The organism is Maribacter sp. IgM3_T14_3, from assembly GCF_049603095.1.
Taxonomy (GTDB): Bacteria; Bacteroidota; Bacteroidia; order Flavobacteriales; family Flavobacteriaceae; genus Maribacter.
Genome location: NZ_CP187138.1, coordinates 470,119 through 495,321 on the forward strand (window position 1 = coordinate 470,119; position 25,203 = coordinate 495,321).

19 protein-coding genes are annotated in these 25,203 nt (G+C 38.2%); 16 read left to right on the forward strand and 3 right to left on the reverse strand.

The features are described from left to right. The first annotated feature begins 496 nt into the window (after positions 1-496). From ACPF9A_RS02215 to ACPF9A_RS02245, 7 genes are all read left to right on the forward strand, one after another. Entirely contained in the window at positions 497-1,192 is a 696-nt protein-coding gene (locus ACPF9A_RS02215; protein ID WP_424001262.1) for an ABC transporter ATP-binding protein, read from the forward strand. 102 nt (positions 1,193-1,294) lie between these two features. Beyond that, positions 1,295-3,790 (forward strand): TonB-dependent receptor domain-containing protein, encoded by a 2,496-nt coding sequence (locus tag ACPF9A_RS02220; RefSeq protein WP_424001264.1) that lies wholly within the window; start codon positions 1,295-1,297, stop codon positions 3,788-3,790. A 103-nt stretch (positions 3,791-3,893) separates the two neighbouring features. After that, complete coding sequence (locus ACPF9A_RS02225; RefSeq protein ID WP_424001266.1) at positions 3,894-5,342, forward strand: DUF3526 domain-containing protein; 1,449 nt, start codon at positions 3,894-3,896, stop codon at positions 5,340-5,342. Positions 5,343-5,344: 2 nt separating this feature from the next. Further along, positions 5,345-6,691, forward strand: a complete 1,347-nt coding sequence (locus tag ACPF9A_RS02230; protein WP_424001268.1) for a DUF3526 domain-containing protein — start codon at positions 5,345-5,347, stop codon at positions 6,689-6,691. 65 nt (positions 6,692-6,756) lie between these two features. Then, positions 6,757-7,149, forward strand: coding sequence for a MerC domain-containing protein (locus ACPF9A_RS02235; RefSeq protein WP_424001270.1), 393 nt, complete (start codon positions 6,757-6,759; stop codon positions 7,147-7,149). Between the two features lie 556 nt (positions 7,150-7,705). Beyond that, entirely contained in the window at positions 7,706-9,916 is a 2,211-nt protein-coding gene (locus ACPF9A_RS02240) for a DUF5916 domain-containing protein (RefSeq protein ID WP_424001272.1), read from the forward strand. Between the two features lie 45 nt (positions 9,917-9,961). Then, positions 9,962-11,002, forward strand: coding sequence for a succinylglutamate desuccinylase/aspartoacylase family protein (locus ACPF9A_RS02245; protein WP_424001274.1), 1,041 nt, complete (start codon positions 9,962-9,964; stop codon positions 11,000-11,002). 232 nt (positions 11,003-11,234) lie between these two features. On the opposite strand, the gene ACPF9A_RS02250 is transcribed toward ACPF9A_RS02245, so the two are convergent. Continuing rightward, positions 11,235-11,912: a HupE/UreJ family protein gene (locus tag ACPF9A_RS02250; RefSeq protein WP_424001276.1), complete on the reverse strand. Its 678-nt coding sequence runs from the start codon at positions 11,910-11,912 to the stop codon at positions 11,235-11,237. A gap of 2 nt (positions 11,913-11,914) precedes the next feature. Further along, positions 11,915-12,958 (reverse strand): DUF4198 domain-containing protein, encoded by a 1,044-nt coding sequence (locus ACPF9A_RS02255; protein WP_424001278.1) that lies wholly within the window; start codon positions 12,956-12,958, stop codon positions 11,915-11,917. Between the two features lie 657 nt (positions 12,959-13,615). On the opposite strand from ACPF9A_RS02255, the gene ACPF9A_RS02260 reads away from it, so the two are divergent. The 9 genes from ACPF9A_RS02260 to ACPF9A_RS02300 all read left to right on the forward strand — a co-directional run bounded on the left by ACPF9A_RS02260 (position 13,616) and on the right by ACPF9A_RS02300 (position 22,911). Beyond that, on the forward strand, positions 13,616-16,096 hold the full coding sequence (locus ACPF9A_RS02260; RefSeq protein WP_424001280.1) for a YfhO family protein: 2,481 nt from the start codon (positions 13,616-13,618) through the stop codon (positions 16,094-16,096). 815 nt (positions 16,097-16,911) lie between these two features. Beyond that, positions 16,912-17,271 (forward strand): single-stranded DNA-binding protein, encoded by a 360-nt coding sequence (locus ACPF9A_RS02265; protein WP_424001282.1) that lies wholly within the window; start codon positions 16,912-16,914, stop codon positions 17,269-17,271. A 62-nt stretch (positions 17,272-17,333) separates the two neighbouring features. Beyond that, on the forward strand, positions 17,334-17,720 hold the full coding sequence (locus tag ACPF9A_RS02270) for a DUF6876 family protein (RefSeq protein WP_424001284.1): 387 nt from the start codon (positions 17,334-17,336) through the stop codon (positions 17,718-17,720). A 68-nt stretch (positions 17,721-17,788) separates the two neighbouring features. Next, positions 17,789-18,244 (forward strand): JAB domain-containing protein, encoded by a 456-nt coding sequence (locus tag ACPF9A_RS02275; protein WP_424001286.1) that lies wholly within the window; start codon positions 17,789-17,791, stop codon positions 18,242-18,244. A gap of 78 nt (positions 18,245-18,322) precedes the next feature. Beyond that, positions 18,323-18,469: a hypothetical protein gene (locus ACPF9A_RS02280; protein WP_424001288.1), complete on the forward strand. Its 147-nt coding sequence runs from the start codon at positions 18,323-18,325 to the stop codon at positions 18,467-18,469. 398 nt (positions 18,470-18,867) lie between these two features. After that, on the forward strand, positions 18,868-19,422 hold the full coding sequence (locus ACPF9A_RS02285) for a BfmA/BtgA family mobilization protein (protein ID WP_424001290.1): 555 nt from the start codon (positions 18,868-18,870) through the stop codon (positions 19,420-19,422). 3 nt (positions 19,423-19,425) lie between these two features. Further along, on the forward strand, positions 19,426-20,451 hold the full coding sequence (mobB, locus tag ACPF9A_RS02290) for a MobB family relaxase (RefSeq protein WP_424001291.1): 1,026 nt from the start codon (positions 19,426-19,428) through the stop codon (positions 20,449-20,451). A 6-nt stretch (positions 20,452-20,457) separates the two neighbouring features. Continuing rightward, positions 20,458-22,038 carry a type IV secretory system conjugative DNA transfer family protein gene (locus ACPF9A_RS02295; protein WP_424001293.1) on the forward strand — a complete coding sequence of 527 codons (1,581 nt, stop codon included), beginning with the start codon at positions 20,458-20,460 and terminating at the stop codon, positions 22,036-22,038. Positions 22,039-22,167: 129 nt separating this feature from the next. Next, a complete protein-coding gene (locus ACPF9A_RS02300; protein ID WP_424001295.1) occupies positions 22,168-22,911 on the forward strand; it encodes a phospholipase D family protein in 744 nt (247 codons plus the stop codon). A 266-nt stretch (positions 22,912-23,177) separates the two neighbouring features. Here the strand turns inward: ACPF9A_RS02300 and ACPF9A_RS02305 are convergent, their stop codons facing one another. Next, positions 23,178-24,932 carry a hypothetical protein gene (locus tag ACPF9A_RS02305; protein WP_424001297.1) on the reverse strand — a complete coding sequence of 585 codons (1,755 nt, stop codon included), beginning with the start codon at positions 24,930-24,932 and terminating at the stop codon, positions 23,178-23,180. Positions 24,933-25,203 lie beyond the last annotated feature (271 nt).

A 25,203-nucleotide genomic window follows, 5' to 3' on the forward strand; every position in this document is an offset into this window, starting at 1 on the left:
TTATGAAAGAATACCATCAATGAATATGTACAGAATAAAAAATATCTTATTTTAGCGACAGTGAAAAGCAAAATCCAAATAAGGGCGGGTATATTGGCAATGTATATTTTGTCTTTGCCTGTAATTTTATTTTTTCACTCGCAAACACACAGGGGCAATAGTATAACTATTGTTAAAAGTGATTTTGCCGATTTAACTACGCAAGACAATTCAAATTGTCAAATCTGTAGCTTTTATTTTGATCAACAGCTCTATGTTGAAAATTCTTTTGTTTACCAATTAGACTTTTCCACCTACTACTTTCATCAAAACATAGTAGAAACACTTTTTATTGTTTCGCAAGAACAGCAGTACTTACGAGGCCCACCCTCAGTTTAACATCTTTCTTTTTTGATAATGAATCCTCGGTTTCCAATGGTTAGCGATGAGTTCTATCGTATGCGACCAGTTTCGGTGTTGCATACCTCTTTATTAATCACATTTTACATAGTTTCAGATGTTAGAAGCAATCAATCTTACAAAAAGATATGGTGGTCATGAAGCATTGAGCGATTTGAACTTTTCCGTTGCTCAAGGTGAAATATTTTGTTTACTGGGCCAAAATGGCGCTGGTAAAACCACCACAATAAATTTATTTCTTGGTTTAATAGCCGCCACGAGCGGTAAGGCCCTAATCAACGGTGTCGAGGTAAAACCAAATAGCAATGCTACCTCAAAAATGATTGCCTACATACCCGAAGTGGTACAATTGTACGGTAATCTTTCAGGCATGGAGAACCTTGATTTCTTTAGTCGGATAGCGGGGTTTCGATATTCCAGGGAAGAATTAACCGGGTATTTGCAAAAGGCGGGACTTCAAGAAACCGCACATTGTAATAAGCTTGCTTCCTATTCCAAGGGGATGCGGCAAAAGGTCGGTATCGCTATTGCACTTTCTAAAAATGCGGACTTCATATTCATGGATGAACCCATCTCTGGTCTTGACCCGAAAGCTACGGTGGAATTTACCGCAATCTGTAAGGAGTTGAGCCAAACGGGGAAATCCATCTTCATGGCGACGCATGACATCTTTAATGCCGTGAACGTCGGTACCAAAATCGGTATTATGAAAGAAGGTCGTTTGGTGTATACATCTGACACGAACGCCATTAATGCCAACGAACTACAAGACCTCTACTTAAAAACAATTTAAAAAAACCAAGGATCGAAACCATTGAAAATAGTATTTCCCGTCAAGGGGGGTATTCTTTTTTAATCGGATGGAGTTCAGGGTTACACTCAAAATAAAACACAAATGAAAATCATAAAAATTCTATTCATAGTATTCCTTTTTAGTTTTACAGGAAACATATATGCCCAAACCATAGTATCGGGTTCAGTTACTAATGAAGAAGGCAACCCGGTTTTCGGAGCGACTGTTTCACTGACCAATACAGAAAATACCTTCGGAGTGCTTACGAATGGCGACGGAGCTTTTGAACTAAATGTGCCGCAGGGCTCTTATAACTTTGAAGTTCGTTATTTGGGTTATGCTTCAAATCAACAATCCGTTGCTGTAAATTCGAATACCGCCGTTGAATTAGGAGCAATCGTATTAATCGAGGCTGCCGAAAATCTACAAAATGTTGAAGTTATAGGTAGAGCTAGAACCGATTACAATAGTGACTATTCATTTTCGGCAACCAAGGTCGCCATCAAAAATAAAGAACTACCGCAGGCGATAACCTCCGTAACAAAAGAATTGATGACTGACCGCCTGGCTTTTCAACTGCCAGATGCAGTAAAAACGGTTAGTAATGTCGCAGTTACAGGCTTATACAATCATTATAATATTCGCGGTATTACGCAAGGAGATGATGGGCAAGTTCTAAACGGAATGCGCACCCGCCAATATTATTTTCTGCAACCTATTACCTCGCATCTTGAGCGTGTTGAAGTAATCAAAGGACCATCATCCGTAACTTTTTCAAGTGCAGACCCGGGAGGTACAGTCAATATGGTGACTAAAAAACCATTAACTGAAAAGCGAAGTGAAGTTTCTTTAACAACCGGAAGTTTTGGAACCCTAAGAGCTACAGCAGATTTCACAGGGCCTTTAAACGAGTCAAAAACCTTGTTATATCGCTTTAATGCCGCTATTCAAGAGGCAGATTCATTTCGGGATGTTGTAAACAACAATGCGATTTTATTTGCACCGTCTTTAAGTTATATCCCCAATGAAAGCACATCACTTAACGTTGAAATGATTTACAGCGATGCGGAAGGTAATTTAGATAGGGGCCAACCCATTTTTGGAGCTATAAATGGTGAATTTGATTTGAATAGTACTCCCATTACAAGAAATGTCGGTGCATCAAGCGACCATTACAAAAACAAAGAGTTTATTTTCATGGCCAACTTTAGTAAAAAGTTTGGGGACAACTTAGGTTTCAATGCGCAGTACATGAAACAAACTTGGGATGAGGATCTAGCCGAACATAGAGTTGGGGGCACCGTGGTCGATATTGAGGGTAATGTGATTCCCACCCTAGCAAGGTTACGATATGATGAAAGACAACAATTTTGGGAAACAAATAATTTCAGCACCTTCTTTACCTATGATATCAAAAGTGACAAGGTTACCAATAAAATATTAGTTGGCTATGATGGTACGCGTTGGGAACGAAAAATCGGAGCTGGATTTCTACGTGCCAGAAGATATTTAACTGTCGATGGAGGTCAGTCTAATTTTGACCCTGATAATGCTGATAATTTTCAACAAATCGTTGTTGACGGTGTCACCATACCGAAACCCGCTGCAGCTTTTTTTGATTTAGAAAATCCTTTTAACGGTGCTAGAAATGTTAATGATTACGGTCTTGCTCAATTATCAATTCCGGCAAATTTATCGACCTCTGATGGTATCTATCTTCAAAACCAATTTAAGGTGGGGAAATTTTCAGCTTTACTGAATTTAAGGTACGAGTGGTTCAATGACATCTTCAATTATAAAGGAGATGAAGAGGAATTTAAAACGAGTGCTTTTGTACCGAGACTAGGTTTAACCTATGAGATTACGAATGATATAAGTGCATATGCAACGTATCTAGAAGGATTTCAACCACACACAAATACAGTTTCATTATCACCAACTGCTGAAGGTTTCTTTTGGTCCACCTCACCAAGTAGGTTTGACCCTCTAGAAAGTAGCTTAACAGAAGTAGGTGCGAAAGGGGAGTTCTTAAATGGAAAATTATTTGCCAACCTTGCCATTTTTAATATTACTCAAAAGAATATTTTACTGGGTGACACCTATGATTTAGATAACCTAACCACACGAGGCGAACAAAGAAGTACCGGTTTTGAAATGGATATATCGGGTTACATATCACCAAACTTTCAACTTACGGCATCTTACGGTTTCTCAGATGCAGTAATTGTAGAAGATGCTATTGTAGAGTTTATTGACCAACCCATTGGAGGAGCTCCAAAACATAATGCCAATTTCTGGGGCCGTTATGATTTCATGGGTAACACCTTGAAAGGCATTGGTGTAGGTTTTGGTGCTCAATATATGGCCGAGAGATTTACCTGGTACAACCCTACTTACGATACGAATAGGGTATTATTACCAAACTACACCGTTTGTGAAGCGGCAGTTTTTTATAAGCCGAATAACACAGGTATTCAATTGACACTTAAAATCAATAATCTATTTAATGAAACCTATTGGTTGGGTGGTCTTAATCCTTCGAGATTAGGTCCTGGAGCTCCAAGGAACTTTTTGCTAAATGCAACCTATAAATTCTAAGAATCATTAAAGCTCAACCTGTCTACTAACTAGGCAGGTGGGTCTTTTATGAAAAGTACAACCACTAATAGCAACATCAGATAGTTCGTAAACTTTAAACAAAATGAAAAAGGCAAACATCTTTCTATTTATGAAGCATTTCCTTAAAAATGCTTTTAAGACTAAAGTCATTTATGCGATGTTGACGGTTTTTATGCTGCTGACTGCCTATGCGGCGGTTAGTGGTATTCATAACTATTCGGAACAAAATGCGATTCGGTTGGAACATCAACAAAAGGCACGTCAAAGCTGGGAAGCCAATCCCGATAAACATCCACATCGTATGGCGCATTTTGGTTCGTTCGCCTTTCGTCTGAAACAGCCTTTGAGTATGTTCGACTATGGTATCGAAAGTTTTACGGGCAATGCCGTTTTTTTAGAAGCTCATAGACAGAACAGCGTCAACTTTTCCGATGCCGGATTTTCAACAGGCACCCTACGTTTCGGAGAGTTGAGTATGGCCATGCTGTTACAATTAGTGTTACCCTTGATTTTGTTTTTCTTAGGATTTTCTGTCGTGGCTGCCGAGCGCGAAAATGGTACTTTGAAAATACTCTTGTCACAATGTGCACAATGGAAAGAAATTTTACTCGGGAAATCCCTAGGATTATTTGTTCTGGCACTTTTATTCTTTGTACCCATTGTCTTGATTACTGCATTTTTTTTGTTTTTTGGGGATAGCAATGCTATTCAATCTGATTCATGGCTACGTTTTTTACTGCTGTTCTTGGGGTATGCACTCTTTTTGCTCATTTTATGTTTCATGACTATTGCGGTATCTACCACGTCAAGGTCATCAAAAAATGCACTACTTACTTTGTTGGGTATTTGGTTATTACTAGTGGTATTGGTGCCAAAAACTTCGCAGGCAATAGCAAGTTCAGTATATCCTACCCCTTCAAAATTCAGTTTTCAAACGGCGGTAGAGCAAGACGTTATCAAAAAAGGGGATAGCCACGACCCCAACGACCCATACTTTAATAAGTTAAGAGATTCTGTTTTGACCGTTCATAAAGTTGATTCGGTTACTCAGCTTCCGTTTAATTATGGTGGTTTTGTAATGAGGGAAGGAGAGAAAACAAGTGCGCATCTGTACAAAAAGCATCATGATAGTTTGATAAATGTGTATGAAAAACAAAACAATATTAGTCGGTTTACCGCAATATTGAATCCGTTTACGGCCATTAAGACGATATCCATGGCTTTTGCAGGAACTGATTTTAAAGGCTATGTAGATTTTCAGAACCAAGCCGAAACATATCGCTACCAATTGGCACAAGAAATGAACGAGTTACAAATGGAATATATTGGTGCTAGGGTAAATAATTCAGAAGGGAAAACCAATGTCGTCGGACATGAACATTGGGAGGAATTCGCAGATTTTGAGCATCAAATGCAGCCTTTGAAAAGTTCTGTCAACGAAGCTTCGATAGGTATTTACTCTTTACTAGGCTGGGTGTTGCTCTCCTTTTTTGGGCTAGGTTATCTTTCTAAAAAAGCAAAAGCGATATAATCATGTACAGACTTCTATTTTTACAGTTTTTAAGATCACGGGCAGTTATGGCCAGTTTGGTTCTCATCTTAATATTGGGAGGAATAAGCATTGGTATAGGCCATCAATTTTTATCCCAAAAGAAAGCTGCCATCGATCAAGTCGAAAGCCATCAAAAAAGCCATATCGAACGTAATGTGGAATTACACAAAGACGATTTAGGGCTGCTGATGTATTATCTCAAATTCGCTTTTGTGAACAGTCCGAATCATCTTGCCGGCCTTTCCATTGGCCAAAGTGACATCAACCCGAATGTACAGCGCATCACCATTAAAAATCTGGAAGGCCAACGATACGATACCGATTTGGTCAACCCGATGAACCTACAGTCGGGTAATCTCGACTTGTCATTCGTTCTAATATATTTGTTCCCGCTTCTGATCATCGTTTTTACTTTCAATCTATTATCCGAAGAAACCGAAACTGGAACGTGGCGTTTGGTATCCGTACAGACACCATCAAAACTGAAATATCTATTAACAAAGTTATCCGTTCGGATGATATTGATATATGTAGTTCTAGGGATACTCCTTAGCGTGGCCAAAATAGCATTATCGATTCCGTTGGATGCTAATTTTATGATGTTCGTCCTTCTATCTTCTTTATACATTATATTTTGGTTCGCCCTTTGCTTTTTTATAATCAACTTTAAAAAGAATTCTGGGTTCAATGCCGTGCTGCTATTATCAGTTTGGTTGGTTCTACTCATATTACTTCCTGCTGGAATCAATGCTTATGTAACCAACAAGTATCCCGTTCCGGAGGCTTTGAGTACTATGATAAGTCAGCGTGATGGCTACCACACCAAATGGGATACCGATAAAAAAGAGACCCTGCAAAAGTTTTATGAACATTATCCCCAATTCGAAAAATTCGGATACCCGACCGAGGGCTTTAACTGGACATGGTATTACGCCATGCAGCAGATGGGTGATGATGAATCTCTAAAAGATACAAGGGCGTTTCGCCAAAAAATAAATGAGCGTGAAAATGCCAGCAAACAATTGTCGGCATTTTTACCCAATATGCATTTGCAATTGGCATTCAATGAGCTTTCGGGAACAAGCCTACGCCAACATTTAAACTTTTTGGATGCTACAGGCGATTTTCATGAAAAATTGCGGTTGTTCTTTTATCCCTCGATATTCAAAGGGTTATCTGGAGATGCCATAGACTGGGCAAAGTTCACTCCAAAATATAACATTAGCGATACGAGTGATAAAAAACACAATCGTTTTATATGGCCTTTGTTAATAGCCTCTTTTATTATATTTCTCGGCTGCATTATCATTGGCCGCAGGTTGCATTAGACCAATAAGAAATACAAAACCAGCAATTTGAATTAATTAATCGGGTCACAACAGTATAAATTTTTATGAAACAAATAAAAACGAACCATCAGACTTTTGATATTATCGCAGTAACAAGTGCCATTCTTTGTGCCTTGCATTGCGTTGCATTACCCATTTTACTTTCCTTTTCTGCTTTTGCGGGACTTTATGTTTTACAGAACCCAATAATCGAATGGTTCTTTATTGCCTTTGGATTGCTTTTAATTTTAGTTTCCCTCTGGCCTAGTTTTCGTAAAATACACAATAGTAAAATACCACTTTGGTTCGCAGGGTTTGGCTTTGTATTTATTGTCGCTAGTCGTATTAATTTTTCTTATTGGTGGGAAGCAGGAAATACAGCTTTGGGAGCCTGTCTTATAGCTTATGCCCACTATAGAAATTGGCGTCTCTTAAAAAATAGTAATCACGAACATTGAGTTATAAAATTGCATATATTTAGGTAGTACCAAACGAAAAGTGAAAACATATAAAAAACATAGCATCTCCCTTATTTTTCTGACAATATTCTTGTTGTTTAGGATAGTCAGTTTACATGCCATATCACACATATCAGATGATAAGGAGATTTCTCATTGTGAGGAATGTGTGCTGATTGTTAATGCTAAAAAAGGTACAATACTTGATTTTCCAACCCAATCAGGATTTAAAATTTCAATACCGATAGTACCAGAAGCCAACACTGGTTTTACAGACTATAAATCACCTTATCAAAAAATACTTCTTTCTGATTATTTTCACAACAAACCGCCCCCGAATATTTCACAGGGATAATTACGGTTTGTTCATACCTATCGTTTTTACAACTTTAAAATAGATTTTTTCGGGTCGATTAATTGCGGTTCCGTTCAAATTCAATTATACCGATACATAATGTTGTAGAGCACTTCTTTTCAAATCACTAGTGTCTCTCTTGTAATTCAATCGGATATTACATTTCCGATAAAATCCCATTCACAACTTAAGATTCTGAAAATGAGGAAAATTCTCTTGTTAAATATTCTATTGTTATATTTTATCAGCAATGCCCAAGAAAAAGAAACCGACAACTTCCCTCCGCCTGAAGTTCCTTTGGAAATACAAGCTATAAGAGCCATCAATCCCGTTAAAATAGATGGTGTTCTTAATGAAGTAGATTGGCAATCAGCACAACCGACAACGGATTTTTTTAGAGTGGAGCCAGTTCAAGGTGGTACCATTAAAAATCCTACTGAGGTACAAATCCTCTATGATGACAAAAACCTGTATTTCGGGATTTTCGCAGCAGATTCCTTGGGCAAAAAAGGAGTTCGCATACAAGATTTAAGCAGAGATTTCAATGGACAGGAAAATGATGTTTTTGGAATTCAAATCGATGCACAGAACACCAAACAGTATGCGGTTTCTTTTCAAACAACCCCTTATGGCAACCAACAAGACGTCCAAAATTTTAATGATACCAATAGAGATGAAGATTGGAACGCATTGTGGCGAGTTCGTACCCAAAGAACTGATCAGGGGTATTTTGCGGAGTTTGCCATTCCCTTTAAATCCATTCGTTATGATAAACCTGTAGCGGGCATTCCTGTTGAATGGGGCATTACCTTTTTTAGATTGGCAAGACGGGATTATGAAAAAACCGTTTTTCCGGCCATACCACAATCTTTTTCTGAAAACCGAATGACCTATGCCGCAAAACTGACGGGTCTTGAAGTTCCTCCACCATCAGCAAACATAAGAATAGAACCCTATGCGTTGTATCAATTTGACGAAAATAAAGCAGGCAACATGTTGACCAGTAAATTGAACCAACCCAAGGTAGGGGGCGATGTCAAATGGGCCATTAACCCGAATGCGGTGTTAGATTTGACTATCAATACTGATTTTGCGCAAGCAGATGTAGACCAAGCAGTCAATAACTTGGAGCGGTTCAATATTTTTTTTCCTGAAAGAAGACAGTTCTTTTTAGAAAACTCCGGCATTTGGGCAGGAAGTAATAGCTCTTTTGTGCGACCCTTCTTTAGCCGTACCATTGGCCTTTCAAATAGTTTTAATGCTACTCCGGCACCATTGGATGCAGGTGCAAGATATACCGACAGAGACGAAAACCGTACCCTTGCCGCCTTAGTGGTGCGCCAACGTGAAATCGATAATAGTCCGGGAAGCACGTTTGGTGTGGCCCGATACACAAAGAACTATGGTGAAGAAAATAACTTTGGAGCGATGCTCACATACCGCAGGGATGATGGTATTTCAGAACTGAATTTGAACAGTACAAATAACACCACCCTAACCTTGGACGGATTGATTAGGCCTAAAAGTGAACTGTCTATTAACTATTTTCTCTCGGCTTCAACGGACAGCGAAACGAAGGACAAGGGATTTGCAGGTCAATTCTTCATCGGTAACACTACGAACAAATATTATCTGGGTTACCTAAATAATTTTGTAAGTAAAGACTATGCACCGGATATGGGGTTCGTTAGTCAGAATGATGTGATGTACCACAGCCCTGGAGGGTATGCGATTATTCGCCCGAAAAAGTTACCTTTTATACGCCGATGGGACCCAGGGGCTTTCGTTAACTATTATCATGACTTTGAGAATTTTGGGAATTTTCAGCAAGCGAGTATCTATATCTTTCCCATTTTCACGTGGTTCAAAGACAATAGTTTTGTAGAGGCCTCTTTTACGCCCACTTGGCAAAATATCAATTTTGATTTTGCACCGCTTGGCCTTGAAATTGATTCCGGTACGTATAATTACACCCGATACCTCTTGCGATACAATACAGATCGTTCGAAAAAGTTTTCAGGTTCGATAAGTTATGATTTCGGTAATTTTTATAATGGTACCAGAATTACAGTAACCGGGGGGCTGCGCTATGCACCTGTGCCTCATATTGCCTTGACGGCGGATTATGAGCACAACAATATTAACGCACTTGGCACTTTTCAAGAATATCTGGATACTGATTTGTATACCGCCAGTCTTCGCTTGGCCTTGAACCCCAGAGTGCAATTGTCTACCTTTTACCAGTACAACAGTTTTGACCAACAGGGGCGCTGGAACGTGCGTTTTAGTTGGGAGTACATGCCACTCTCATTCATTTATCTGGTTTTCAACGATACCCAGACCAACGTATTTGACCCAATACAACAAAGTACCCAGTTCATCAGCAAGATTACTTTTTTGAAGCAATTTTAATACATTAGTCATGTTATTAATTGCTACGAAATAAAACCACTTATTATGTTAAAGCCATATTTTATTGCACTACTATTATTTTCCATTCAAGCTGGAATAGCACAAAACGACTTTCAAGATATCTTTTCAAGCAACACAAAACCTCTGAAAGAAAACATTCGTATTGAATTCCAAGATTCTCGAAACAACCAAACCTTCTTACCAATATCTATACTCAAGGGGCAGCGCGAAGGTCCTGTTTTTACAATTGTTGCCGGAGTTCACGGTTTTGAATATCCTCCTATTGTTGGCGTACAAGAGCTTTTGAGAGAAATCGATGTCGATAGCTTAACTGGCACTTTAATCATAATACCTATTGCAAATACAAGTTCGTTTTTTTCGCGAACGTCTATTGTAAATCCGAATGATCAAGTGAATTTAAACGGTGCATTTCCCGGTAAATCGACTGGTAGCGTTACACAGAAAATAGCAGATTTCATTACTACTAATATAATACCCGTGAGCGATATTTTTTTAGATATACATGGTGGTGGTGTCAATGAAGATCTGATTCCGTTTGCACTTTTCTACGATAACCCGAATTATCCACAACAAACAAAAAAAGCCAGGGAACTTACAGAGATTAGTGGATTTGAATATATCGTTTCATATCCTTTCACCATAAGGGACGATGAACCTGCAAAATATGTCTTTAAACAAGCCTCTCAAAATGGCAAAGTGGCTTTGAGCTTTGAAAGCGGTAGATTGGGCAATGTACAGAAAGATGCCGTAAGTTTAATAAAAAATGGGGTGTATAATATGCTTGACAATATGGAAATGTATGATAAAGGAACTGGACTAAATGCCTACCTAATTCAGCTAAACAATCAAACCTATATCAGCGCTACCGAAACAGGACTTTTTTACAGTCATCTTAAAGCAGGAGATTCCGTTAAAAAAGGTGATAATATAGGCTATATCACTAACGAGTTTGGTGAGAAACTCAATGAATACAAAGCACATTCATCGGGCATTATTCTGTACAAAATTTCCACCCCACCCGTCAATGTAGATGACACTTTAATGTGTATAAGTTCGAGTTTATAAACAGTATTCAATATGCTCAACCTAGCAAAACATGACTTAGAAATACAGATAATTTCTATTAAAAATCTGTGTAAATCATAAACTGACCCTTATGAAATTGTGTTTTTCAAGTCTCATTAGACCAACCTTTTTTAGCACAAATACTATTTAGTAGTTTTTTCTAAATTCCGATTTTTCAATCAGCCCTTCTTAAAACCCTTGTTGATAGATTGAAAATAGGGTTTATAAGAAATCAATGCCCAGTCAAGTAGCCATATATCTGATAGGCGAATAACCCTATCCCCGCTAATACCAAATACCAATTCACCGCTTTGAAAAAAGCTGGAAACTGTTTGCGCTTTCGTGCGTACGTGATTATAAAAACAATCGGTATCAAAGCCAGCACCTGTCCCACTTCTACGCCTACATTAAAGCAAAGGATTTTTGCCAGAAATTGGTCTTCCCCCATATCAAATGACTGTAAACGAGTTGAAAGTCCAAAGCCATGAATCAATCCAAAAAGACCGACCATAAGCAATAAATTAGGCGGGTTTACCTTCAATTTTTCAAATCCACCCAGATTCTCAAATCCCTTATACAAGACACTTAAGGCGATAACTGCATCTACTATATGTTCATTTGCGGTAATCCCCGCATAGGTAGCTCCTATCAGGGTAATACAATGCCCTATCGTAAATACCGTGACAAAAATTAAAATGTCTTTAAAGCCCTTTAGAAAAAATATGACACCGGTAAGAAAGAGCAGGTGGTCATAGCCCGTAAGCATGTGCGTTGCGCCTACCTGAATGTAAGCCCATAAACTACCATCGCGTAGAATTTCCTGATCGGCACTGGTAACATCATGAGCAAATGCCAAAATTGGAACGAAAAGTAACAATGGTGAGAGTACTCGCCTTAAATTTAAATGCATTATTATTTCCCTTTTCTAAAAATTAGGAATAACAGTCCAATAACAAGTAGACTTCCCAAAACAAAAACCCAGGTAGGAATATCTTTATGGTCATCATCATGCGTGTGTGTATCAGAACCATGCTTGTGGCTAACCTCAAAAGTAAGCGTTGCCCATTTAGATCGGTGAGTTAGCTCATCACTATCAGTTACGCTGGTCATATGAATAGTTCGTAGAAAATAGATGCCGTCTTCGGGTAAATTCACCGTGAACATACCTTGCTCATCGGTGCGTAATTGCTGGCCATTGGTATGTGTATGTGTTTCATCTTTTTCGGATTCATGAGAATGGCTATTTTCATCATCGGAATGTGTATGACCATGGGAATGTTTTTCTCCGTCCACTTCATGCTCGTCGCCGTCTCCGTTATGTGTATGGGCATGAGCTCCTTTTAGGAAGTCAGCAAAGACTAGTTGGTTTGGTAAGGTTTTGCCATCCAACAACAACTGTACTTCCAAAGTTTCGCCACTATATTTTTCATAAGGATTTACCTGTGGGATAAACTCAATGGGATAGCCCAATACCGTACTCCAGTCGGCTGTTCTTGTTTCACCTACCTGATAAATGGCCTTGACATGCTTTTCATAGCTTTCCACGGCATCTGTATCCAATAGACTATCCTTCTTACGTTTTTCCAACATATCCAAAACACCGTCATGTTCCAGATAACTGTTAAATTTTTCAGCGGTGAGTTCTATATTTCTTGCCTTGGTGGATACGCCTACTACATAAGTTCCTGCTTCACCGGTATTAAACGGTAATTGTGTAATGGTACTGTCTTGGTTTTTCCATTGATTTGAATCGATGGCCATTCTTTTGCCATTGGCAACAACAGAAGCGTCAAGCATACGGTCCGGAGCGATAGTATTTTCGCTCTTTTCAAAAGTACCGTTGTAAAGGCTTAAGGTCGCTTCTTGATTAGGCTGCAAGAAATAAGCGTCCAGTTTTATATACAGGTCGTGACTGCATAGTAAAATAATAAATAGTAGGTAAAAGGTTTTACGCATAATAGAAGCTTTTGCTTTAAATATACGAGTAAAACATGCCAGTGGTTTGAAAAGTACAAACAAAATCCAAGATTGATGAATAAAAGTATTTTAGATTCTTTGTTGGCCTCTAAAATGAACGTTTTTTGGAACTACTTCTGTATAAACTTGGGTGTATTTAAACCCACCCCTAATTGAACTTTCAAAATTACTTTTAAAGTCTATAAAAAGGTATTAATAATTATACTTTACCTGAAATCTTTTAAAAGAGTTTAATTGTCCATTCCTATCGATAAACTATTGGAAAGTTTAGCGAAACGTTAATTTTCAGAGGGGTCAGACGGTCGTTTAAATATACTCTTGGTGTCCCATAAAAAGTGTATAAACGAGAATACTAAAAAAAGACCACGTTTGGGACACTCTCAAAAAAGTTTTATGTTTTGGAAAAGTGTTTTCTTAAAATGGCCGCTTTATAAACCTAGGGTTTCTCTGCCAAAAAATCAGATTACCATAGTTACATTTCCTTTTGATATAGTTAATGAACCGTTTTGGTAGTCTGTGCTTACATATTAATGACCTACCTGGTTACTTGATAAATTGTATTATAAACGTGAAAGTCATACTTTAGTCATTCGAAAAATTGCCTATTTGGACGGTTTTTGGTATAATAATTTATCGATGAAGAATTCACTTAAAAAACTTTTAAAACACGTTCTTATAATTACTGGCTTTGCAGTCTTGGCAATTCTTTATTTCAATCCCGTTTTACAAGGAAAAGAGATTATTCAGAGCGACATAGTCCAATATATTGGTATGGCTAAGCAAATGAATGACATTAGGGATGCATACGACGAAGAGACATATTGGATAGATACTGCATTTGTTGGTATGCCCACTTACCAACTAGGTGTAAACTACCCATATAATTTCGTTAAGAAGTTTGACAGATTATTAAGATTTTTACCAAGACCGGCAGATTATCTTTTTCTTTATTTGGTTTGTTTTTATTTCTTGATGCTAACAATTACCAATGATTTTCGTTTATCCCTAATTGGCGCGCTAGCATTTGGTTTTTCAACATATTTGATAATCATTATTGGAGGCGGACATAATTCTAAGGCGCATGCAATCGCTTATATGCCGCTAGTTCTGTCTGGAATTTTACTCGTCTTTAAGAAAAGATATTTGATAGGGTTTTTGGTCAGTACAATTGGGCTTGCTTTAGAAATAAATGCCAACCATTTTCAAATGACTTATTATTTGTTGTTGCTGGTTTTGGTTTTGGGCATTTGGTTTCTTATTGATGCATATTCAAAGAATAAAGTGCGCCAATTCTTTATATCGGTATCAGTATTATTTGGTGCACTTTTTTTGTCGATGGGCTTGAATTCAACTAATATTTTAGCAACACAGGAATATGTTCAGGACACCACAAGAGGTAAAAGTGAATTAACGATTAACCCTGACGGATCTCCCAAAGAAAACTCTTCAGGCCTTTCAAAGGCCTATATCACACAATGGAGTTATGGTATCTCTGAAAGCTTTAATCTATTCATCCCGCGGTTTATGGGCGGGAGGAATTCAGAACAACTAGATAAAAACTCAGCAAGCTATAAAACTTTACTAAAACTTGGCGCATCTCCCTCTGAAGCGTTAACAGTAGTTGAAACCCAAATACCAACATATTGGGGTGAGCAACCATTTGTATTAGGTCCTGCCTATATTGGAGCATCAATTTTGCTTTTATTGTTTTTGTCATTTTTTCTAGTAAAGGGTAAAAGCAAATGGTGGCTAACTTCAGCAATCGTTCTTACATTATTTTTGTCATATGGACATAACTTTGAGCTGCTCACAAACTTTTTTATTGACTATGTTCCATTGTACAATAAGTTTCGGGCTGTCTCATCAATACAGGTAATAGTAGAATTATGTGTGCCTATTTTGGCTATTATTGGCCTACAAAAACTATTGGATGATTCAATAGAACATTCCCTTAAGTTGAATGCTCTTAAATATACATTTATCGGTCTAGGAGGGTTAACAATTTTTTTTCTGATTTTCAAGTCAGTACTTTTCGATTTCGTTAATTCTAGAGAATTAGACCAATTGAATGAGTCAAATTCGGATTTGTTGAGTGCTATTATCGACGACAGGAAATACCTTTTTTCTAATGATGCATGGAGAACATTGGTTCTAATTTCAATTTTTAGTGGCGTAATCTGGATGTACCTTAAAAAAATACTATCCGAAAAATTGTCCCTTATATTATTCGCAATTATAATTTTATTTGATTTAGTAGGTGTTGATAGACGCTATGTTAATAACGAAAATTTCACAACCGCAAAGACCATTAAAAATTATTTCCGACCTAGCCAGGCTGATAAGGAAATTTTAAATGACACCTCTAATTTTAGGGTGTATGATATGAGTTCAGGTTTTTTTACGGGTAAGGCTTCTTACCTGCATAATTCGATTGGAGGATATCATGCAGCTCAACCAAAGCGTATTCAAGAATTGTATGAGTTTTATTTATCAAAAGGGAATATTGAAGTTTTGAATATGCTGAATGTCAAATATTTAATAAAATCATCTGAAAATGGACGTCCTGATGCGGTCAAAAATCCTTTGGCCAACGGAAATTCGTGGTTTATAAGAAAACTAAGTTTAGTTGATACGGCTGATGAAGAAATTCTAGCCTTAGAGGGGCTAAACACAAAAGAATCTGCTGTGGTAAGAAAGGATATTTGGTTAAGTTTTCTCGATGATTCTCCTCAAAAAATAAGACAAAAGACCAGTAGTGAATTCTCTTTTAAGATAGGTCAAGAAAATTATGTGAAACTTGTTAGTAATAAGCCCGACCATTTAATCTACAATTCAAAAAATGAAGAAAGTGCTTTTGCCGTTTTCTCCGAGAATTATTATCAACCTGGTTGGCAAGCTTTTTTGAATGGCGAACCAGTCGAACATTTGAGAGTGAATTACACCTTAAGAGGCCTCCCAATTCCTGCAGGGGTTCATACCATTGATTTTAAGTTTATCCCAAAAGTCATAGAAACCGGTAGTAAGATTACAATTGTCAGTTTGGTTATATTCATTTTAGTTCTTATTGGTCTATTTTATCTAATCTTCCGTAAAAAGAACCCGGAAATAATTAATTAACAGTTCTTCACCTAATTTAACTAGTATATTTATACCCACCCATATTTGAACTTTAAATATTGATTTTAAAGTCTATAAAAAGGTATTAATAATTATACCTTACCTGAAGTCTTTTAAAGAGTTTAATTGTCCATTCCTATCGATAAACTATTGGAAAGTTTAGCGAAACGCTAATTTTCAGAAGGGTCAGACGGTCAATTATCTAAACATATAAATGAAATAGCCTCAGCACATTCCCCTTCCATTCCGTTACTCTCCATTCCGTACAATAAGCTTCGTACCCACCTGTCTTGGACACAATCCACTCTTTTGACTTTCCATTCCGCTAACCCTTCCCGATACGCTGGGAAGGAACACTTCATTGCAAGCCAAAACCGTGAATTAAGTCCGCTTCAAACGAAATTGATTTATAGCATTTTGTTCCGCTTCAATAGCCTTTAAAATTTCACGGCTTCAAAGTATTTAATCTACTATCCGGACCACCACTATAATTCTTTTTTTGACGGCGAAAAAACAACATTCATTCTTGTACGACGGCATAAACCAGGGGGCCCCTGCCCCTCTTATTTATACGTCTTACCAAGCCTGAATATTGTAAAAGGTTAAGCAACAAAAAAAGGTAACAGTGACGGCTCTGTGGGAAGTAAATCAAAACCGAAAATCATGAAATCATATCAAATCCTCAAAAATGAAGCGGAACAAAAGTTAAAAAACAAAAAAAAGGAAAACGCTCTAGGTGTAATAAGTAAATCATTTTTAAAAGCTGTTCGAAGGGTTCGGACAGGCATATTAATCAATTCTAAATATTTTCAATTATGAGCAGTATCAAAAATTATGTGCATTTGTTAGGGAACATCGGGGATGATCCCAAAGTAACGGAATTGGATGGAGGTAAAAAGGTAGCCCGTTTTGCGTTGGCCACCAATGAAAACTACACCAACAAACAAGGGGAAAAGCAACAGGTAACGGAATGGCATACCATCGTAGCCTGGGGCAAGACCGCTGAAATCGTGGAAAAGTTTGCACACAAGGGCAAGCAGGTCGCTATTGTAGGGAAACTAAAAACAAGGAGCTATACAGAGCCGAAAGAGGGGAATGAACGCTATGTGACCGAGGTGGTCGCCGATGAAATTTTGCTCCTAGGAGGAAAAAACGAAACAACTGCCGCCAAGTAAATCAATTAAAAGGGTGCTGCGGTTTTGACGGCACCCTTTACATAATCCTAAAAAATACGAACATGGAAACACAAATGAACCCACAGGAACTTAAAGAACAATTGGCCGCATTTTCGGGTACAGAATCGTTTTACAAGATTCCCCTATTAAATACGGTCATCACGGATGGTATTCAATACCTCGCTAGTAAAGCAAATTGTTTTTGGTTGGTAACGGATGCATCGGTAGTCGCTAAAAGTCTGATGAACCGAAGTTCCTTTATTACGGTCGACTTTAAAAAGCTATCAACCGAGAAACAAAAGGTTTTAGGCTATGCCGCTGTTATAGAGTATAGCGACGGAAACGATACCATTCTGGAAACGCAAAAATATCACTTAACGGATTTTCCTTTGGAAACCATCCGGCTATTTTTTACCAATAACACGCTGATGCTACCAAGCGAGTATTAAAAAGAAAGAGGGCGACACCGTGGAAAGTTACGCCCTCTTTTTCATCGTCTAATCTTAATAAGAAAACAATGAGAAACGAAGTTAACGAAATTCAAATAAGCTATTGCGAAAAATTAGGGGTACTCAATTCAGAACCTGCAAACTATTCCGATAGGGTTGCCGAATTATTATACCAAACATGGGATAAAAACACCATCGGACTTCATGAAACCTTTAAGGTGTTATTGTTGAACAATGCCAATAAGGTCAAAGGCACATTTCAGGCATCTACAGGCGGACTCACAGGTACCTTGGTAGATGTTCGAATTCTCTTTGCCGTGGTGCTTAAAACGCTTTCTACATCCATCATCCTTGCACATAATCATCCATCGGGAACTAATAAAGCCAGTGGTGCCGATATCGCATTGACCAAAAAAATAGAAAAAGCTGCTGAACTTTTTGACATCAGGGTGCTTGACCATCTGATCATACTTCCCGATGGTAACTATTTCAGTTTTAGCGATAATGGGTTAATGAAAAATTAGGCAATCATGGATATTCCTATTAAAATCCCATTTCGCCTAAATTTCAACAATCTGGATCGGGAAACTCAAGAAAAAATCATGCAACAATCAAAGCAAGAGATAGAACGAAAATTCGGTGAGGACTTGAAAACCTATGCAGCTGAAAACTACTTAGACTACGATTCGCTCTTGGAAGAAGAAGCAATAAAGAACCTATATAACCATACATTCAAGTTTACCATTTAAAATAGAATTTCTTGGATGGAGACAAGGCAGCCTTTTCGGTTGCCTTTTTTCGTTTTATAATTCGTATTAATTTTTTATAAATCCTCAAAATTCCTCAAAAATTAGCGCCAAGGACTCTTAAAATTTTGGTTTCGAAATCCGTTGTTAAAACGGCAGGCTAAATTGAGATGAAGGCTGGATTTTTCTCCTGCGGAGTAAAAAGGAAGAGCAAGAGGGTAACACGCTGGCGCGGCGTTACAATATATAAACTCATTACAATACACTGTAAATCAAATTTTTAACTCGTTTAAAGTAGTTGTAATTGCCTTCAAAATTTTGATTTTTGCGGCAAATCACCCGAAAAAGCCCATAAACAGGCGAAAATTTGCGGCAAAACTGGATAACAAGTAAAAATCAGATTGAAAACATTTAGCAACATACGTTTCAAAAAGGCCACCGCCCGGAAGTTTCAAGAATTCTCCAGAAGATTCTTTAAAACCCATAGCGAAGCCCTACAGACAATGCTCGATTTTTTCTTTTACAACGAAATTTCGCCAAAGGAACGCTTTGGGCCTACAGCCAGAACGTTGGAAAACCTCATCAAAAAAAGATTCAATGGGATGGCAGCGATTATGAAAGAGATGGACAAGCGTGGTATAACACCTACTAGAGCCATGATGGAATTACTCTTTGAAAATGCCCCGCAACAGAACAAGCAGCAAAAATCACTTTCATCCAATAAAAAGGACATGCCCATTAAAGATGATGCTTTCTTTAAATCCGCTTTTGAAGCTATAGAACTTCAGAAAGAGAACACCGTAATAAAGCAAAATCTTGAACAGCTGCAGCAACAGTTTATAGGAACCCTGGAAAAGGTGGAAATAACGAAATCTAGTTTCGGCAAATCAAAATTGCATTTGAATATGAAACTGGAAGAATACAATCAATTGAAAGCATCACTAAAAACAGACTGAACTATGTACATCAGTATTACTAAACAACATTTAAACAACAACTTTTCACAGAGCGCATCTGATTTTGTGGATTATTTGGAAAAGGAAAATGAGGGTATCTTGCCTGAGCTACAAGAACCCTTTTTTGACCAAAAGAATGACCATATTCCACCAGAACAGGTTGTCAAAGAGATTGACGGGAATACGGCCAAACTTAAAAAGGTAGAGCCCAAGTTTTATTCCTTGACCATTAATCCGAGCCAACAGGAGCTGAAGGCGATCAACAACGACCCTGAACAACTAAAAATTTACGTGAGGGAAGTCATGAAGGACTATGCGGCATCCTTTCACCGCGACCAACCGGTTACCGTAGACGATATTAAATATTTCGCTAAAATTGAACACGAACGAACCTTCAAAGGTTTTGATCGGGAGGTTCGAGAAAATCAACCCTACCGTGCTCAAATCGTAAGACTTGAAAATGAAATTCGCAAAATAGAGCGGGGGGAACTTTCGGGTAGTATTCCATCAAAAACCAAAAAAGTTGAAAGCCTCAAAGCTGAAATACCCCATAAAATTGAAGGAAAGCCCATTGAACAGGGAATGAAAAAGCTAGGCTTCCAAACCCACGTTCATATCATCGTGAGCAGAAAAGATGTCAGCAATCGGTATAGCCTATCCCCTGGTAGTAAATACATGGAATCGGAAAGTAAGTTGAACGGCCTAATGGTCAAACGTGGTTTTAACCGTGACCTATTTTACAAAAGGGCTGAAAAGACCTTTGACACCCTTTTCAACTACAAACGGAATTTTGTGGAAACCTACGAAGCTAGAAAATCCTATATCAAAGATCCCCATCATTATTTCGCACACCTACTCGGACTCCCCACGAATGAGCGCAGCGCAGCATTCAAAATATTAGGGAAAGCTGGGGTGCGGGTTCCGCAAGTGAACATTCCCGCCAATAAAGTTCAAATGGCTCTTAAAACTATCAAACAGTTCAAAAAGGCCATGGACGTAGCTCGATCATCCAGTTCCATAGGAATCTAACGGCATATGCATTTATTTTCGGTCATCGTTATATATTATGTTTCGGCTTCAGGCTTGATACTTCTGATGCATCGCTATTACCGCTATACCTTTGTCAGTCTGGCTGTGATATTCTTGTATTTGGGTATTATGGGTTGTTGGGGAAACAGCTTACAGTACGGTCTGTTTTTTTGTTTAAAATGGATTTTACCATTGTATGCCATCAGCATGGTTTGTTATGCCGCTTTAATTGAAAGGGATAATATCAATATTCCTAAAAAATACCAGGTCAAATTTCAGCTTAGGAATGGTGTGCTGAACATGAAAAATATCCGCAGGGGTGTTTCGATTATTGGTTCTGCGGGAAGTGGTAAAACGGAATCCGTTGTCTTTAATTTTCTCAAACATTTTAACACCTATGGATTCTGTGGAGTCATTCATGATTATAAGCATTTTGAGATTACTGAAATGGCCTATCCCCTCTTCCAAAATCCAAAAATCCCGTTTCACATCGTTTCCTTTGACGATATCTATAAACGTGTAAATCCCATCGCACCACGTTATATGGTGGATGAGGAAAGTGTCAATGAAATATCCCGTGTGCTTTTGGAAAATCTTTTAGAGCAAAAAGAATCGGGTGCTTCGGGATCTTCCAAGTTCTTTAACGATGCCGTAGAAGGCCTTTTGGGTGGGTTGATCTGGAAATTGAAGACCGAGCACCCAAAATACTGTACCCTGCCCCATTTGATTGCGACCTTCCAATACTTGGATATGGAGCAACTGGTATCCTTTCTCAGTTCCGACTTTACCTCAAAAGCGATGGCCGATGCATTCATTTCCGGAATCGATTCCGAACGACAAACAGCCGGAGTAATGAGTACCTTGGCCAATGCTCTTAAAAAAATCAGTACCCAACGTATTTTTATGGCCCTCTCGGCAGATGAAATTCCGTTGGATATTAATAATCCAGATCATCCGTCAGTAATCTCCATTGTAAACAATCCAAAGTTCGATAACGCTTACTCCACAGTAATCGCAACCATTATTCACACCATTACCAAACAAATGAGTGTTCGCAATCGTTTATCATCTTTCTTTCTTGCAGAGGAAGCCTCTACCTTTCGATTGCTGAACATGCAACGAATTCCGGCTACCTTACGGAGCTATGATATCATGACGGTTTATGTACTCCAAGATAAGATTCAAAACGATTTGATGTACGGGGATAAGGCCAGTAAGGCCATCTTGAGCAACCTCTCTTATCAGTTCTTCGGGAAAGTGAACGACCCAGATACGGCAAAGTATTATGAACGCTTTTTTGAAATCATCAAACAACCAACTCGGAGTGTAAGCAAGAGCAGCAATTGGAATTTTGATGCACGGATTACCAAAGGGGAAAAAGATGTCAGCAAAATACGCGCGGATGTTTTCTTCCGATTGAAACGTGGCGAATTTATAGCCTTTGCCGATGGAAAGGATAAACGGGTCAGATTCGAAAGGCCAGAGATAAAAAGGGAACTTCCCAAGCCTGTCTTGACAAAAGACGATGCAGAAATCAAGGCTAATTTTCAACGGATACATCTTGAAGTTAGAAGGCTTTTCAAATAGGATTTTTGGACTTTTAAGTAACAACACAAAATGAAATAGGTTTCATTTTGACCTTGAAATTTCGTATCTTAAAGGGTCAACTAAACCCCTAAAATCGTGTGGTTCAATCAAGCAAAATGTGATATTTACATGGGTACCGGAGCCGGTACCAAATTACTAAAGGAAATTGGAAACGCTCAACGTTCCGTGAAAATTTCCTCTCCGTACTTATCTCCCAAAATGGTAGATGAATTGGTTTGGCTACATCAACAGGGGGTTAAGGTCACATTGATTACTTCTGATAAATATGACAGTAGAAGCTATCGTCAGGAAAAAAGTATTCAACCGTTGGTTGTTCAGAACCAACACTTAGATGAGGAGGCCAATAGAATAAGAAAAAGATGGCTGTTTACACAGAAAGCATTACTGGTTGGGAGTATCGCTTTAACTCTACTCCTGGTCATTCAATTCCTTACTTCGTATAACTCGACCTATATCTTTTCCTTTGGAATCGTTTTCCTGCTTTTTTTGGGCTCTAGATACGCTAGAAGAAAAGCTAAGAAAACAAAAATTTATTCCTATACCTATTCACCACTTTTTCCATTTAAGGTATTTATAGCCCCAGATTCCTACCGGATCAATGATATGTTCATCCATGGCAAAATCTATATCATCGATGGTCATACTGCTTATTTGGGTTCTTTGAACTTTACAGAGAGCGGTACCAAACACAACTACGAAACTAGGATTCGGATAACGGAAATCGAAGTGGTAAGAAAAATTGAAGAAGAATTTAATGCGTTATATGACCATCCTGATTTGGCTTTTTTTGGTATTGAAGATTGGGGTAAATCAATTTATAATGAACCAATAAACGAAGTTCGTCTGGTTTAAGAAAGTCTCTACATTGATTAAAATGTGTCCCATAAAAGTTTAAAGTAAGGGATTACTAAAAGAGACCATAATTGACACGTTTGAATATGAAGTTCTAAACCATTGGCAAAGTGTCCTTTAAAACGGCCGTTTTATGACTCACAAATTTCTAGAATACCACCAAGATTTGATAGTGAATTTTAGAAAACATCCAAAAAATAACAGCCGACACCCAAGTTGTTGAATCTACCAACTTTAGATGCCGACTGCGTTTTTAAAAAATATCGCTAATTACAATCGGCATCGGTCTCGCTCGCTTCGAGTTGAATTTCCGCTGTATTATCGAAGGTGGTCATCCCTCGTACCGTTATTTCAATAGAATTAGTACCAATTTCGGTAATGGTGCCTGTAAAGCCTCCAAAAGCGCTCTGGGTAGCTAATTCCTCTCCTGTTAGGGCAACTTGGTCTGAATTACGCCCCGTTATCTTAATTCGTTGTACAAAAGGAACCCTAATAGCGGGATAGGTTTGCACTGCGTCGTAGACCAGCACTTGTTTTCCTGGATTAACAGGGACCACTCGTTTCGTAAAAATAGTGCTTCCTATTTCTGTTGTCCTTTCTTCCGCATTGGTGGCCGATTTTGACATTTCCACGGATAATGCCAGTCCTACACTAACCTCTCCGGAAGCCTCCACATTTCCTTTGCCAAAAAAGGAGACCCCGGCTTTTGTACCTACTGTTACTTCGGCTGTTAATGTAGCCCCTGCTGTAAAGCCTACCGTCTCCTGCCAAGAAACGGACATCGTCTTCGTTTCCGTTAGGTCGACACCTACGTCTTGTGAGATTACTGCAGATGTACAATTGGTAAGCGTACTGTTGACCTTAAATGAATTTTCAGCAGCTGGCAATATAGGTTGCCCATACCAAGTTTCTATGCTTTGAGCCTCATACTCAACATCTGTAGTAGCAAATCTAAAATTTTGACCTGCGAAACTTGCAATACTGCTTCTTAGTGTAGTTACTTCAATACTGGTACCAAAAATACAGCTCTTAGTAGTGGTTTTAAATCCGAAAGGCTGATCATCATTATAGGGAGCTAGTTGATAATTACCATTTTCTTTTCGTATTTGAAATTTGAATGCGTCGCTTAAAGACGTATAATTCTTTGTTTTATTTATATCTGAGGTATAAACCTCCTTAGAAATAAGCCCAAGACTAGTAATACTCTTAAAAGCCAAATAGGTATTTGTGTCTCGGGAAATTATACTGTATACATTCTCTTTCTCTTCATCTTCATCTTCATGTTTTTGAAAATAAAACTGCTGTGTAGTGTTATTACTGGAAAAATCAGCTTCTGAATTCAGGGAAGGGTAGCCGGCATATTCTATAATTGTAGCGCCGCAATTAAAGCCAATAGTGGGATTAATTTCGCCATATACTATACCTGGGGCATTGTCCAATGCCTTAGACTCTATTTGGCCATCATCAGTTACCAATTGTAAAAAATAGGGCGTGTCCGGGTTTAAATGAACCTCTGTATTTAAATCTTCAACACCATCCCCACGTAATTCTACATCGCTGCCATTTTCTGTAAACAAGGTATTTTCCAAAATTTCTTTGAAAAGTTCATTGTCATTTTCATCGAGTAGGTCGACCTCTAGATCGATACCATTTCTTAAGGCGTTTTCTGCTTCACTAGGCAAATCTTCTAGGCCAAATTTAAAACTAGCATAATTGGTAAATGGGTCTACCTCTAATACCATTGGCTCAAAGTAATCGCTATCAGTTGGCGTAACTCTTAATTTAGTAATGGGTTGACCTTTTCGAATGTAAGGGCGCGCATCTAACAATATACCTATCTCGCCCATGAAGGTTTCCAATTCATCTTCACTAATACCATCTCCTTCAATGAAATCACCATCTTCTGGTAGTTCAGGTAACTCGGGCAGATCTACAGAATCATCGGAGCTACAACCCACATTTAACATAAGGCCAATCCCCATTGCAAATACGTACTTTAAAATTGTTTGTTTTGTTTTCATAATTTCTTTGGTTTTAAAAGATTCAACACCCCAAAACTAGATGCAAAACAAGCCCTCAACTAATTTTGGGCATGGACAAAGTATGGACAGGTGGTATGGATTTTAACATAATAGCACATGGACAACGACTATTTTACAAAAACAGAAAAACCACCTTAAGTCAATGATTTATTGGCTTAGCAAGTAGGATAAATCATTTTATTAATCAAAATGACATGGACTCTCTATGGACAAGTGGCTATTAAACAATGAACTGGTCTATTTCTAGACA

Excerpts from the sequence above, each read along its gene's own strand:
- ACPF9A_RS02220 (WP_424001264.1), top strand. The coding sequence starts at position 1,295 with ATGAAAATCATAAAAATTCTATTCATAGTATTCCTTTTTAGTTTTACA.
- ACPF9A_RS02245 (WP_424001274.1), top strand. The coding sequence starts at position 9,962 with ATGTTAAAGCCATATTTTATTGCACTACTATTATTTTCCATTCAAGCT.
- ACPF9A_RS02260 (WP_424001280.1), top strand. The coding sequence starts at position 13,616 with ATGAAGAATTCACTTAAAAAACTTTTAAAACACGTTCTTATAATTACT.
- ACPF9A_RS02235 (WP_424001270.1), top strand. The coding sequence starts at position 6,757 with ATGAAACAAATAAAAACGAACCATCAGACTTTTGATATTATCGCAGTA.
- ACPF9A_RS02305 (WP_424001297.1), bottom strand. The coding sequence starts at position 24,932 with ATGAAAACAAAACAAACAATTTTAAAGTACGTATTTGCAATGGGGATT.
- ACPF9A_RS02265 (WP_424001282.1), top strand. The coding sequence starts at position 16,912 with ATGAGCAGTATCAAAAATTATGTGCATTTGTTAGGGAACATCGGGGAT.
- ACPF9A_RS02280 (WP_424001288.1), top strand. The coding sequence starts at position 18,323 with ATGCAACAATCAAAGCAAGAGATAGAACGAAAATTCGGTGAGGACTTG.
- ACPF9A_RS02240 (WP_424001272.1), top strand. The coding sequence starts at position 7,706 with ATGAGGAAAATTCTCTTGTTAAATATTCTATTGTTATATTTTATCAGC.
- ACPF9A_RS02225 (WP_424001266.1), top strand. The coding sequence starts at position 3,894 with ATGAAAAAGGCAAACATCTTTCTATTTATGAAGCATTTCCTTAAAAAT.
- ACPF9A_RS02250 (WP_424001276.1), bottom strand. The coding sequence starts at position 11,912 with ATGCATTTAAATTTAAGGCGAGTACTCTCACCATTGTTACTTTTCGTT.
- ACPF9A_RS02295 (WP_424001293.1), top strand. The coding sequence starts at position 20,458 with ATGCATTTATTTTCGGTCATCGTTATATATTATGTTTCGGCTTCAGGC.
- ACPF9A_RS02215 (WP_424001262.1), top strand. The coding sequence starts at position 497 with ATGTTAGAAGCAATCAATCTTACAAAAAGATATGGTGGTCATGAAGCA.
- ACPF9A_RS02230 (WP_424001268.1), top strand. The coding sequence starts at position 5,345 with ATGTACAGACTTCTATTTTTACAGTTTTTAAGATCACGGGCAGTTATG.
- ACPF9A_RS02270 (WP_424001284.1), top strand. The coding sequence starts at position 17,334 with ATGGAAACACAAATGAACCCACAGGAACTTAAAGAACAATTGGCCGCA.
- ACPF9A_RS02275 (WP_424001286.1), top strand. The coding sequence starts at position 17,789 with ATGAGAAACGAAGTTAACGAAATTCAAATAAGCTATTGCGAAAAATTA.
- mobB (WP_424001291.1), top strand. The coding sequence starts at position 19,426 with ATGTACATCAGTATTACTAAACAACATTTAAACAACAACTTTTCACAG.
- ACPF9A_RS02300 (WP_424001295.1), top strand. The coding sequence starts at position 22,168 with ATGGGTACCGGAGCCGGTACCAAATTACTAAAGGAAATTGGAAACGCT.
- ACPF9A_RS02255 (WP_424001278.1), bottom strand. The coding sequence starts at position 12,958 with ATGCGTAAAACCTTTTACCTACTATTTATTATTTTACTATGCAGTCAC.